General features: G+C 72.9%; 11 protein-coding genes and 1 pseudogene. 7 read left to right on the forward strand and 5 right to left on the reverse strand.

All coding sequences use genetic code 11. The annotated features are described in order from the left end of the window. Positions 1–80 precede the first annotated feature (80 nt). Together purB and mug are read left to right on the forward strand one after the other, a co-directional pair. Positions 81–1,523 carry an adenylosuccinate lyase gene (purB, locus tag IF78_RS0129705; RefSeq protein WP_031485961.1) on the forward strand — a complete coding sequence of 481 codons (1,443 nt, stop codon included), beginning with the start codon at positions 81–83 and terminating at the stop codon, positions 1,521–1,523. A gap of 27 nt (positions 1,524–1,550) precedes the next feature. After that, positions 1,551–2,150, forward strand: a complete 600-nt coding sequence (gene mug, locus IF78_RS0129710) for a G/U mismatch-specific DNA glycosylase (protein ID WP_031485962.1) — start codon at positions 1,551–1,553, stop codon at positions 2,148–2,150. An 18-nt stretch (positions 2,151–2,168) separates the two neighbouring features. Here the strand turns inward: mug and IF78_RS0129715 are convergent, their stop codons facing one another. Continuing rightward, on the reverse strand, positions 2,169–2,894 hold the full coding sequence (locus IF78_RS0129715) for an ABC transporter permease (protein ID WP_031485963.1): 726 nt from the start codon (positions 2,892–2,894) through the stop codon (positions 2,169–2,171). Between the two features lie 2 nt (positions 2,895–2,896). Then, positions 2,897–3,817: an ATP-binding cassette domain-containing protein gene (locus IF78_RS0129720; RefSeq protein ID WP_031485964.1), complete on the reverse strand. Its 921-nt coding sequence runs from the start codon at positions 3,815–3,817 to the stop codon at positions 2,897–2,899. A 108-nt stretch (positions 3,818–3,925) separates the two neighbouring features. On the opposite strand from IF78_RS0129720, the gene IF78_RS0129725 reads away from it, so the two are divergent. The 3 genes from IF78_RS0129725 to IF78_RS0129735 all read left to right on the forward strand — a co-directional run bounded on the left by IF78_RS0129725 (position 3,926) and on the right by IF78_RS0129735 (position 7,024). Beyond that, positions 3,926–5,092: a sensor histidine kinase gene (locus tag IF78_RS0129725; RefSeq protein WP_031485965.1), complete on the forward strand. Its 1,167-nt coding sequence runs from the start codon at positions 3,926–3,928 to the stop codon at positions 5,090–5,092. A gap of 14 nt (positions 5,093–5,106) precedes the next feature. Continuing rightward, the gene (locus IF78_RS0129730) at positions 5,107–5,769 is read left to right on the forward strand and encodes a response regulator transcription factor (RefSeq protein WP_031485966.1); all 663 of its coding nucleotides are present in this window, start codon (positions 5,107–5,109) and stop codon (positions 5,767–5,769) included. A gap of 97 nt (positions 5,770–5,866) precedes the next feature. Beyond that, complete coding sequence (locus IF78_RS0129735) at positions 5,867–7,024, forward strand: ROK family protein (RefSeq protein ID WP_031485967.1); 1,158 nt, start codon at positions 5,867–5,869, stop codon at positions 7,022–7,024. A gap of 154 nt (positions 7,025–7,178) precedes the next feature. On the opposite strand, the gene IF78_RS0129740 is transcribed toward IF78_RS0129735, so the two are convergent. Together IF78_RS0129740 and IF78_RS0129745 are read right to left on the reverse strand one after the other, a co-directional pair. Then, complete coding sequence (locus IF78_RS0129740; RefSeq protein WP_031485968.1) at positions 7,179–7,940, reverse strand: GntR family transcriptional regulator; 762 nt, start codon at positions 7,938–7,940, stop codon at positions 7,179–7,181. Positions 7,941–8,192: 252 nt separating this feature from the next. Next, positions 8,193–9,077 (reverse strand): RNA polymerase sigma-70 factor, encoded by an 885-nt coding sequence (locus IF78_RS0129745; RefSeq protein ID WP_031485969.1) that lies wholly within the window; start codon positions 9,075–9,077, stop codon positions 8,193–8,195. Positions 9,078–9,281: 204 nt separating this feature from the next. Here IF78_RS0129745 and IF78_RS0129750 point away from each other — a divergent pair, with 204 nt between their 5' ends. Continuing rightward, positions 9,282–10,112 (forward strand): alpha/beta fold hydrolase, encoded by an 831-nt coding sequence (locus IF78_RS0129750; RefSeq protein WP_031485970.1) that lies wholly within the window; start codon positions 9,282–9,284, stop codon positions 10,110–10,112. Positions 10,113–10,205: 93 nt separating this feature from the next. Here IF78_RS0129750 and IF78_RS46595 read toward each other — a convergent pair. Continuing rightward, positions 10,206–11,051, reverse strand: a pseudogene (locus tag IF78_RS46595) (EamA family transporter); the annotation flags it as partial. On the opposite strand from IF78_RS46595, the gene pdxR reads away from it, so the two are divergent. Next, a complete protein-coding gene (pdxR, locus tag IF78_RS0129765; protein ID WP_031485972.1) occupies positions 11,042–12,490 on the forward strand; it encodes a MocR-like pyridoxine biosynthesis transcription factor PdxR in 1,449 nt (482 codons plus the stop codon). The pseudogene IF78_RS46595 and the gene pdxR overlap by 10 nt on opposite strands. Positions 12,491–12,589 lie beyond the last annotated feature (99 nt).

The following is a 12,589-nucleotide window of genomic DNA, read 5'->3' on the forward strand; positions in this document are numbered from 1 at the left end:
CAAGAACACCCCTGACCTGGGGTGCTGTGCGCTGTGGGGACGATCCGGGCCCATCGGGACGCCGGGTAGACTCCGTGCACGTGACTTCTGCGCCCGCCAAGCCCCGCATCCCGAACGTCCTCGCCGGACGCTACGCCTCCACCGAGCTCGCCACGCTCTGGTCCCCCGAGCAGAAGGTGAAGCTGGAGCGGCAGCTCTGGCTCGCCGTGCTGCGGGCCCAGAAGGACCTCGGCATCGACGTGCCGGACGAGGCGATCGCCGACTACGAGCGTGTCCTGGACACCGTCGACCTGACCTCGATCGCCGAGCGCGAGAAGGTCACGCGGCACGACGTGAAGGCGCGGATCGAGGAGTTCAACGACCTCGCCGGGCACGAGCACGTACACAAGGGCATGACGTCCCGCGACCTCACGGAGAACGTCGAGCAGCTGCAGATCCGGCTCTCCCTCGAGCTGATGCGCGACCGCACGGTTGCCGTGCTGGCCCGCCTGGGCAAGCTGGCCGGGGAGTACGGCGAGCTGGTCATGGCCGGCCGCTCGCACAACGTGGCCGCGCAGGCCACCACGCTGGGCAAGCGCTTCGCGACCGCCGCCGACGAGCTGCTCGTGGCGTACGGCCGGGTCGAGGAGCTGCTCGGGCGCTACCCGCTGCGCGGCATCAAGGGCCCGGTGGGCACGGCGCAGGACATGCTCGACCTGCTCGGCGGGGACGCCTCGCAGCTGGCGGACCTGGAGGGCCGGATCGCCGGGCACCTGGGCTTCTCGCAGGCGTTCACATCGGTCGGCCAGGTCTACCCCCGCTCGCTCGACTACGAGGTCGTGACCGCCCTGGTGCAGCTGGCGGCGGCGCCGTCGTCGCTGGCGAAGACGATCCGTCTGATGGCCGGGCACGAGCTGGTGACCGAGGGCTTCAAGCCGGGCCAGGTCGGCTCCTCCGCGATGCCGCACAAGATGAACACGCGGTCGTGCGAGCGCGTCAACGGCCTGATGGTCATCCTGCGCGGCTACGCCTCCATGACCGGCGAGCTGGCGGGTGACCAGTGGAACGAGGGCGACGTGTCCTGCTCGGTGGTGCGCCGGGTCGCGCTGCCGGACGCGTTCTTCGCGCTGGACGGTCTGCTGGAGACGTTCCTGACGGTGCTCGACGAGTTCGGTGCCTTCCCGGCGGTCGTGGCGCGTGAGCTGGACCGTTACCTGCCGTTCCTCGCCACCACCAAGGTGCTGATGGGCGCGGTGCGCGCGGGCGTCGGCCGTGAGCTGGCGCACGAGGCGATCAAGGAGAACGCGGTCGCCTCCGCGCTGGCGATGCGTGAGCAGGGCGCCGAGCGCAACGAGCTCCTCGACAAGCTCGCCGCCGACGAGCGCATCCCGCTCGACCGCGACCGGCTGGACGCGCTGATGGCGGACAAGCTGTCGTTCACGGGGGCGGCGGCCGACCAGGTGGGCGTCGTCGTGGGGCGGATCGAGGAGATCGTGAAGCAGCGGCCGGAAGCGGCCGGGTACACGCCCGGGGCGATCCTGTGACGCCCTCCGTCTGACACTCCTCACGGCATGACGCGCTTCACCCCGGCGGAGCTGGAGGCCGCCCGCGACCGACTCGTCCCGGACGTCGTCGCGGACGGCCTCCACGTGCTGTTCTGTGGCATCAACCCCGGTCTGATGACGGCCGCGACCGGCCATCACTTCGCCCGCCCCGGCAATCGCTTCTGGCCGGTCCTGCACCTGTCCGGGTTCACCCCGAGGCTCATGAAGCCGTCGGAGCAGGGCGAGTTGCTCTCCTACGGGCTCGGCATCACGAACGTCGTCGCCAGGGCGACCGCGCGGGCCGACGAGCTGAGCGCCGAGGAGTACCGCGAGGGCGGGCGGCTGCTGGCGGCCAAGGTGGCACGGTTGCGGCCGCGTTGGCTGGCGGTCGTGGGCGTCACCGCGTATCGGGCGGCGTTCGACGACCTCCCCCACTCTCGAATTCGCTCGAGCGGGGGGACCCCCATGGCCCAGGTGGGTCCGCAGGAGCGGGTGATCGGGGGGACGCGCGTGTGGGTGCTGCCGAATCCGAGCGGGCTCAACGCGCACTGGACGGCGGCGACGATGGCGCAGGAGTTCGCCAGGCTGCGGGTGGCGGCCGAGGCTCGGGAGAGCACCGAGGGTTGACGTCCGTCGGCTCGCGGGTCAGGCGTCCCGTCGCCGCACGCTCCAAGCCCCCGCCAGCAGCGCGGCCCCCGTCCACAGGGCGGTCACCGCGAGTCCCGACCATGGCCCGAGCGTGCCGTCGTACGTCTGGTGAAGGGCGATCTGGCCGGCCTTGTCGGGGAGGAAGTCCGCGACGGTGCCCGCGGCGTCGCCGATGACGAACGACACCACGAGGATGAACGGGATCAGGATGGAGAGCGTGGCCACTCCGCTGCGCAGCAGGGCGGTGAGACCCGCGGCGAACAGGGCGATCAGCATGAGGTAGATCCCGCAGCCCAGGATCCCGCGCAGTTGCTCGGCCCCGGTGAGCGCGTCCGCCGCGGAGCCGAGTCCGGCGCGTGCGACGGCGAGCGCGGCGACGGCGGTGACCAGTCCGGCCGACAGGGCCGGTACGGCGATGGCCGTCACCTTGGCGGCGAACCAGCGTCCGCGTTGCGGGACCGCCGCGAGGCTCAGTCGGAGCGCACCCCCGTGGTACTCCGACGACACGGCCAGCGCGCCGAACGAGATGGCCGCGATCTGGCCGGGCAGGATCCCGGACAGGGCCGTGAACAGCGGGTCGAACTCCGGGTCGGAGCTCCCGTCGAGGCCGGCCACCGCCGAGAACGCCGTGGTCACGGCGAACAGTGCCAGCAGCGCTCCCGGAAGCGAACGGAGGGTGCGGATCTTGAGCCACTCGGCGCGGAGCACGGGTGCGAATGTCATGGTCAGGCCTCCTGGGGCTGGGTGGTGAACTCGGCCTCGGCCGCGGTGAGATCGAAATAGGCCTGCTCCAACGTGCCTTCTTCGGCGGCGAGTTCGAGGAGCGGAACCCTCGCTTCCGAGACGATGCGGCCGATGTCGTCCACGCGCGCGTGGTGCACGGTCCAGTGCCCGTCGTCGTGCGGGACGGCTTCGTGACCGTGCCGGGCGAGGGCGGCTGTGAGTGCGGTGTCGTCCGTGGTGCGGATCCGCACGCTCGGCCGCACGCGCGCGTGGATGAACTCCCGCATCGGGGTGTCGGCCAGCAGGCGCCCGCGGCCGAGGACCACGAGGTGGTCGGCGAAGGATGCGGTCTCCTTCATGAGGTGGCTGGAGACGAGGACCGTCCGGCCCTGATCCGCCAGGCGCCGCATCAGTTCCCGGATCCACACGATGCCTTCGGGGTCGAGGCCGTTGGACGGCTCGTCGAGCATGACCACCTCGGGGTCACCGAGGAGTGCGGCGGCGATGCCGAGCCGCTGGCGCATGCCCAGCGAGTACGTCTTCACCCGGCGCCGCGCCACCGATGCGAGGCCTGTCTCCTGAAGCACCTCGTCGACGCGCGTGCTCGGGATGCGGTTGCTCGCCGCCAGGACGCGCAGATGGTCCCGGGCGGTGCGCGAGCCGTGCGCGGCCCCGGCGTCGAGCAACGCGCCTACGTGGCGCAGGGGTTCGCGCAGGGTCGGGTAGGGGCGGCCGCCGATGGTGGCGGTGCCGGAGGTCGGCCGGTCGAGGCCGAGCACGAGTCGCATGGTGGTGGACTTTCCGGCGCCGTTGGGGCCGAGGAAGCCGGTGACGCGGCCGGGGAGGACGGTGAAGGTGAGGTCGTCCACGGCTCGCCGGGTGCCGAACTCCTTGGTGAGGGACTGGACTTCGATGCTGGTCATGGCAGCAGCCTGGCCGCCGGGGCCGGTGCGGGTCCTCCCCCGCGGGTGGAGATCGTCTCCCCCGTGCGGGGGAAGTCCGTTGTCAGTGGCGGCTGGCACGATGACGGAATGACCCGCTTGCTGCGCCCGTTCGGACGGGCGGTGACGTACACACGCTGGCTGCATCTGCTCGTCGCCATCGTGTGGCCGAGCATGTGGCTGTTCGTCCAGGAAGCGTGGTGGATCTGGTTGGCGGCGGCCGCGGCGCTCGCCCCCGCCGGTCTGGTGCCCGCGATGCGCACCGTGGAGGGGCTGCAGGCGAGGCTGCTGCTGATCGGTCACCGGCCCGACAGCGGGAGCGCCGACATCGTCGTCGCGCCGTCCGCCTCCTGGAGCGACCGGGGGCGGCTCGTCGTGTGGCTGGAGGCGCGGCTGCTCGTCGGCTGCACGACCTCAATCGTCACCGCTCAACTGCTCTTCGTCACGGTGGACTTGGTGTCAGCGCCGTTGGGCCGTGATTTCGGGGACGGCGGGTTGTTCCTCCCGGGCCACCCATGGTGGCACTTGCTGCTCGTGCCCCTGGCGCTCGTCACACTGGCGGTGACCGTGGTCGCCTCGGGCCACCTCATCACCGCACTCGCCCTCCGACTGCTGGGCCCCTCCCCGGCGGAGCGCCTCGCCGCCCTTGAGGCACGCACCGAGCAACTCCTGGAACGCACCCGTATCGCCCGCGAACTCCACGACTCCATCGGCCATGCCCTGACCGTGGCGGTCGTTCAGGCGGGTGCGGCCCGTGCGGCCGGTGATCCCGCGTTCACCGACCGGGCCCTGGACGCCATCGAGGAGACGGGCCGGGCCGCCCTGGAGGACCTGGAGCGTGTCCTCGGCATCCTGCGCGAGTCGGAGCGGCCGGTCAGCAGCCGGCCCACGCTCACGGACGCCGACCGCCTGCTGGAGTCCGCGCGGGCGGCCGGCGCGAAGGTGGACGCCGACATGACCGGGCCCTTGGACACCGTTCCCGGCCCGGTCTCCCGGGAGGGCTACCGCATCCTCCAGGAATCGCTGACGAACGTGCTGCGGCACGCGGGCTCCGTTCCGGCCCTGGTGCGCATCGCCGTCGCGGACGGCACCCTCACCCTCGAGATCCGCAATCCGCTCACCGCCGGCATACCCGGGCCCGGCAGAGGCAGCGGCCTGCGCGGCATACGCGAGCGCGCCGCTCTGCTGGGCGGCCACGCGCGAACCGGTCCCGACGACGGTGACTGGCAGGTGCATGTAGAGCTGCCGCTGAGTTGATCTAGGCTGACCGGATGCCGGTCACCGTTCTCCTCGTCGACGACGAACCGCTCGTACGCGCCGGTCTGCGGGCCGTGCTGGAGGCTCAGCCCGACATCGAGGTCGTCGGAGAGGCGGCCGACGGTGCGGCGGTGATTCCGCTGGTACGGCAGCTGCGGCCCGACGTGGTCGCCATGGACGTGCGGATGCCGTTGCTGGACGGGATCGAGGCCACGCGCGCGGTGCTGCGGACGTTCGACGAGCCGCCGAAGATCGTCGTCGTGACGACCTTCGAGAACGACGAGTACGTGTACGAGGCGCTGCGGGCCGGCGCCGACGGCTTCCTGCTCAAGCGGGCCCGGCCGGCGGAGATCGTGCACGCGGTGCGGCTCGTCGCCGAGGGAGAGTCCCTGCTGTTCCCGGCCTCCGTACGACAGCTGGCCGCGCAGTACGGCGACGACGGCGGGAACCGAGCGGCCCGCGCCGTGCTGGAGCGGGCCCGGCTGACCGAGCGGGAGGCCGAGGTGCTGCGGCTGATGGCGCGGGGCCTGTCGAACGCGGAGATCGCCGCCCGGCTCGTGGTCGGAACCGAGACGGTCAAGTCGCATGTGAGTGCCGTCCTGGCGAAGTTGGGGGCACGGGATCGCACGCAGGCCGTGATCACGGCGTACGAGTCGGGGTTCGTGACGCCGGGGTGAGCCGCCCGCCGCCAGTCGGTGCGTGATCCCCACTCGCCGGGGTCCGCCATGGCGAGTACCATCCGGCCAACATGCGCACGAGCTGGGAGGACGGACTTTGGCGCGGCTGACCGGCGGGGATCCCTCGCTGCTGCGAAGGATCAACTCCGCGGTGGTGCTGCACGCGCTGCGTGCCACGGACGCCGCGACACTGACGGAGATCACCCGGGTGACCGGACTGTCCCGGCCCACCGTGGAGGGCGTGGTCGAGGGGCTCATCGAGGCGGGTTACGTCGTCGAGAAGGCGGCCGACGAGAGCGTCGTACGGCGTCAGGGGCGGCCCGCACGGCGGTTCCGGTTCCGGGCCGAGGCAGGGCATCTGCTGGGCCTGGACATAGGGGCCCATCGGGTCGCCGCGCTCCTCGCCGACCTGGACGGCCGGGTGCTCGGCGCGATCATCAAGGACGTCGACGAGACGGCTCCGGCCGACGAGCGGCTCGAGAAGGTGCGTACGGCGGTGGCCGAGCTGCTGCGCCGGGCCGGGGTCGCGCGCGGCTCGCTGCGGGCCGTGGGGGTGGCGACGCCGGGCATCGTCGAGGCGGACGGCACCGTGCGACTGGGCGCCGCGCTGCCGGAGTGGACGGGGCTGCGGCTGGGCGAGCGGCTGAGCCGGTCCTTCAAGTGCCCGGTCCTGGTGGAGAACGACGCCAACGCGGCGGCGGTCGCCGAGCACTGGAAGGGCTCGGCCACCGAGTCCGACGACGTCGTGTTCGTGCTCGCCGGGCTGAGCCCGGGCGCCGGTTCGCTGATCGGCGGGCAGTTGCACCGGGGGTTCGGCGGGGCGGCCGGCGAGATCGGCGCGCTGCATCTGCTGGGCCGCGAGGCGACGCCGGAGACGCTGCTGTCCACCACGGACGAGCCGCTGCGCCCCCTCGACGAGCACGCCGTGGCGGCGGTCTTCGCACAGGCCCGTGAGGGGGACGAGCAGGCCCGCGCGGCCGTCGACCGCTTCATCCAGCGCCTCGTCCACGACGTGGCCGCGCTGGTCCTCGCCCTCGACCCCGAGCTGGTCGTCATCGGCGGCTGGGCGTCCGGCCTGGACGGCGTACTGGAGCCGCTGCGCCGCGAACTGGCCCGCTACTGCCTGCGCCCGCCGAAGGTCGCCCTCTCCCTGCTCGGCGAGGCGGCGGTGGCCACGGGCGCGCTCCGGCTCGCGCTCGACCACGTGGAGGAGCAGCTGTTCGCGGTGGAGGGAACGGTGACGGGGCGGCGCTGACCTCGCTCCTGTGCGTCGGCCGTGGGTCGGCCGTTCACGCGTGGTGCAACGAGTTCCGTGCCGGTGATACGCGTCGCGCCCCGGAGCCGGTCCGGGGCGCGAGGCAGGTGTCGGTACGGACGTCAGGTCGCCCGGACATGCGTCGGTACGGCGGTCAGGACGCCCGGCGCTCCGGGTCCTGGTGGATCTCCACGCCGCCGGAGTCGCCGAAGGTCAGCCGGCAGGTGTCCGCGCGGTAGGTGGCGACGGAGAGCGCGGCGGTACGGCCCCCGGCGAGGTAGCGGGTGGTCACGACGAGAACGGGCGCTCCCGGGAGCCGGTCCAGCTCCTTGGCGTCGTCCGCGCGGGCCGAGCCCAGTTCGACGGCGCTCTCCTGACCCTCCAGTTCCAGGCGCTGCAGCTCGCGCAGCACGGCACGCGCGCGTGCCGCTCCGGACGGGGCGTCTATGGCGGAGAGGTCGGGCACCGACGACTGCGGGATGTACAGCAGCTCGGCGGCGACGGGCTGGCCGTGCGTCACGCGGGAGCGGCGCACGGTGTGCACGGGCTCGTCGCGCCCGGTCTCCAGGGCGTCGGCGACGGACGCGGGCGGCACCGCCTGCGTGCAGTCCATGGGCTGCCAGACGTCGTCGGCCGCGCCCGGCCAGGCGTGCTGCTCGGTGCCGACGGCCACGCCCACGCGCGGCGGCGCCACGGTCGTACCGACACCTCGGCGGCGCTGCAGCCTGCCCTCCAGCTCCAGCTGCTCCAGAGCCTGGCGGAGCGTGGCCCGGGCGACGCCGAAGCGGGCGGCCAGGTCGCGCTCGTTGGGCAGGATCTCGCCCACGGTGAATTCGGAGTCCAGTGCTTCACTGAGCACGGTCCTCAGGTGCCAGTACTTCGGTTCCGGCACCGATTCCAGCTGCGTGGTCCCCACCCTGTCCTCCGCAATCGCCGTGGCCCAGCGGCGTTTTAGCGCCCTTGTTTATTAAAGGTTGTTGCACTTTCTCTGCGACCATAGGACGGCCCTCAACCTTGGTCAATACCAATCCTCCATCCCTTGTGACCCGCACGCACACGCTGCCCGGGAACGTTCACGGCGTGTTGGCGCAGGAACGACTTTTTGACGTGCGGGCAAAGCCCCCGTCACACGACGGGGGCTTCACGGGGGCAGCGGCGGCGCCGCGATCTAGTCGGCGTCGAGGGACCGCAGCTTGTCGGGGTTGCGGATGATGTAGACGGCCTGCACGCGCCCGTCCACGACGTCGATCTGGAAGACCGCGTCGGGCTTGCCGCCGGACAGGGTCAGCACCGCGGGCCCGCCGTTGATCTCCAGGAACCGCCAGGACAGGTCCTCGACACCCTTCCGGGCGACGCCGACGATGAAGCGGCCCACCTTGTCGGCCGTCTCCAGGACGCGCAGCGGCGCCTTGGCCTTTCCGCCGCTGTCGCCGACGAGGCGGACGTCCGGGGCGAGCATCGACATGAGCCCCTCGAGGTCGCCCTCGGCGGCCGCGGCCAGGAACCGCTCGGTGAGGTCGCGGCGCTGGGTGGGATCGACCTCGTAGCGGGGCCGCCGCTCCTCGACGTGCTTGCGGGCCCGCCCGGCGAGCTGACGCACCGCCGCCTCGCCGCGGTCGAGCATGACGGCGATGTCCGCGTACGGGTAGCCGAAGGCCTCCCTCAGGACGAACACCGCGCGTTCCAGAGGAGAGAGCGACTCCAGGACGACGAGGACGGCGAGGGAGACGGAGTCGGCGAGGACGGCCCGCTCGGCCGTGTCCGGCACGGTGTCCCCGAAGTCGGTGACGTACGGCTCCGGCAGCCAGGGGCCGACGTAGGTCTCACCTCGCGCCTTGACCTGGCGCAGCCGGTCGATGGCGAGGCGGGTGGTGATGCGCACCAGGTACGCGCGCGGTTCGCGCACCTCCGACCGGTCGGCGCCGGACCAGCGCAGCCAGGCCTCCTGCACCACGTCCTCCGCGTCGGCGACGCGGCCGAGCATGCGGTAGGCGACCCCCAGGAGGACGGGGCGGTGCTCTTCGAAGACGTCGGTCTCGGTTTCGGTGGTCACTGCACCATCCCAGCCGACGCGTCCGGCGGTGTCCAGGCGACATCGGTCACCCCGGGTCGGTGGCGCTCAACCCCGGGGCGCGCACGGCCCGTTGGGCTCCGCGTATCCGCCGTGATCGGCGACCAGCAAGGTCTACCCGCCAGTAGCAATTGCTGACAAGCTGTCCAAGGCCGTCCGTCAGCGTGTCCCAGACGAGGAGCACCCATGTCCGCCACCGTCTCCTTCCAGGTCCCCTCTCCCCGCGGCCCGCAGAGCGTGAGCGTCGAATACGCGCGCGTGGGGAGCGGTGAACCGCTGCTCCTGCTGCACGGCATCGGCCACCACCGGCAGGTCTGGGACCCGGTGGTGGACATCCTCGCGACCGAGCGCGACGTGATCTCCGTGGATCTGCCCGGGTTCGGGGCGTCCCCGGGCCTGCCGGACGACCTCTCCTACGACCTGGCCACGACGGCGGCCGTGTTCGGTGCCTTCTGCGAGGCCATGGAGCTGGACCGGCCGCATGTCGTGGGCAACTCGCTGGGCGGTCTCATCGCCCTGGAGCTGGGCCGCGAGAAGCTCGTGCGGACCGTCACCGCCCTCTCCCCCGCCGGGTTCTGGTCCGAGGCCGAGCGTCGCTACGCCTTCGGCGTGCTGCTGGCGATGCGGCAGATCTCCCAGCGGCTGCCGTTGCCGCTGGTCGAGCAGCTGTCCCGGTCGGCAGCCGGCCGTACGGTCCTGACGAGCACGATCTACGCCCGCCCCGGCCGCCGGTCACCCGAGGCCGTGGTCGCCGAGACGCTCGCGCTGGCCCGGGCCACGGGATTCGACCAGACCCTCCGGGCCGGCCGGGCCGTGCGGTTCACCGACGACATCCCCGAGATCCCGGTCACCGTGGCCTGGGGCACCCGCGACCGGCTGCTCGTGCGCCGCCAGGGGGTGCGTGCCAAGCAGGTCATTCCCCGGGCGCGCCTCGTCCGGCTGCCCGGCTGCGGCCACTGCCCGATGAACGACGACCCGGCCCTGGTCGCGCGCGTCATCCTCGACGGCAGCCGCTGATCCACGCGGGGCACGCGTCAACGCGCCCGAGCCCAGGGCGACTCCGGCCCCGACCAGGGCGCCGCCCAGGGCCTGGACGGCGCCGTAGGAGCCGGTTCCGACGAGCGGGGCGGTGCAGGCGGCGGCGACCGGGATGAGGCCGGAGAAGAGCGTGGCGCGCTCGGCGCCGATCCGCTGCATGCCCATGTACCAGCACACGAAGCCGACGACGGTCACGATCAGCGCCTGCCACACCAGTGCGGCGGTCTCCGTGAGGTCCGGCCGCCGCAGCCACGCGGTGCCGTCCAGGAGCAGTCCGGCCGCCGCGGACTCGGCGGCGGCGACCCCGCACACCGTCGCGGACAGCAGCCGCGGGCCCAGGGGGCGCAGCACGGGCACGGCGAGGACCGCGAATCCGACCTCGCCGACCAGTGCGCACGCGGAGAAGGCGATGCCGGCGGTGTCCGTACGGCCCCAGCCCTGAACCGTGAACGCGCCGACGGCCACGAGCAAGGCCCCGTACAGGACGGCTCGTTGAGGCCGTCGCCCGTCCAGCAGGGGGACGACGACCGCGACGACCACGGGCGCGCAGCCGACGAAGACACCGGGAACCGCGGGTTCGGCGGTGCGCTCGGCCGCGATGACGGCCAGGTTGAAGCCGACCATGCCCACGGCCGCCAGCACCGCGAGGCGGGCCCACTGGCGGGCGGCGAGCGCCCGCAGCCGGGCCGGGGCGTCCCGCCCGGCCAGCGGGACGAGCAGCAGACAGGCGAGGCCGTAGCGCAGGAACTGGCCGCCGGCGTACGGGTACTCGCCGAGCAGGCTGTTGGCGGTGAAGGACCCTCCGACGAGGACACAGGCGAGCGCGGCGAGGAGGGCACCGCGCGTGGTGGTGGCGTTCATGGCAGCGACGCTAGGAACCGCGGCGGTCCGGTTTAAGGTCCAGTTCCATGACGTCATCGGAGACCAATCCCGACCCGCACGCCGGCTCCCCCGCCTGGGAGTTGCTGCTGCCGGCGGTGTCCGCGCCCGCACGCGCGCGTGGGCGCTCGTTGCAGGCGGCCCTGCGTGAGGCGGTGCGGTCGGGGCGGCTGGCGCCGGGTACCCGGCTGCCGTCGAGCCGGGATCTCGCGGCCGACCTCGGTGTGTCGCGAGGGCTGATCACCGAGGCGTACGAGCAGCTGACGGCGGAGGGCTATCTGCGCAGCGGCCGGGGTGCCGGGACCTGGGTGGGCGGTGCCGTACGGGCCGCCCCGCCACGCGCGCGTGACCTCGCTCCGCGCTCCGCCGACGCCCGGGCCGACTTCGTGCCCGGCACACCGGACGTGTCGCTGTTCCCGCGTGCCGCATGGGCGGCCGCGCAGCGCGGCGTGCTGGCCGAGCTGCCGCACCACGAGCTCGGCTATCCCGACCCGCGCGGACTGCCCCGGCTGCGTACGGCGCTCGCCGAGCTGCTCGCCCGGCGCCGGGGCGTGGTCGCCGACCCCGAGCGCATCGTGGTCGTCTCCGGGGTCTCGCAGGCGACGACCGTGCTCGGCTTCGTGCTGCACGCGCGCGGGATGCGCGAAGTCGGTGTCGAGGACCCCGGGAGCCCCCAGCACGACGCCCTCTACGCCGCCGCGGGCGTCTCCACCGTGCCACTGCCCATGGACGACGAGGGGCTCGCCATCGGCCCGCTGCGGGAGTCGGGCGTACGGTCGATCGTCACGACACCGGCCCACCAGTTCCCCACCGGTATCGCCTACTCGGCCCGCCGCCGTACCGAACTGCTCGACTGGGCGCGGTCCGTCGACGGATTCGTCCTGGAAGACGACTACGACGGCGACTTCCGGTACGACCGCGCCCCCGTGGGAGCCCTCCAGGGCCTGGACCCGGAGCGCGTCGCCTACGCGGGGTCGGTCAGCAAGTCCCTCGCCCCGGGGCTGCGGCTCGGCTGGCTGCTCGTACCGGAGCCACTGACCGAGGAGGTCGTCGAACGCAAGCGGACCATGGATCTCGGGCATCCGACCCTGGATCAGGCGCTGTTCGCCCGGTTCCTGGAGCGCGGCGACTACGACCGTCAGCTGCGCCGCTGCCAGCGCGCGTACCGGGAGCGCCGCGACGCCCTGGTCGGTGCTCTGGAGGAGGACTTTCCGGGGGCGGAGGTGACCGGGATCGCCGCGGGACTGCACGTCATCGCCGCGCTGCCGGAACGGTACGGCCCTCAGGAACGGTTCCTCGCGCGCGTGGCCGCGGCCGGGGTGGCGGTGCGCCCGCTGACGGACTACACGCACGCGGGTGCCGGTGACAGCGGGCGGCCCGGCGTGCGCCTGGTCCTGGGATACGCGCATCTGTCGCCCACCCGGATCCGGGCGGGCGTACGGCTGATGGCCGAGGCGGTCGCCGGGCGTCCGGGCTGACCGGGACGGCCGCGACGCCCGCGACGGCACCGGGAGGCGAGCAGCACCGCCGGGAGGTGCCCGGCCCCACAGGAAGATGACGGGAACCGTACGCCCGTC

Source organism: Streptomyces bicolor (genome assembly GCF_000719285.1).
In the GTDB taxonomy this organism is placed as follows: Bacteria; Actinomycetota; Actinomycetes; order Streptomycetales; family Streptomycetaceae; genus Streptomyces; species Streptomyces bicolor.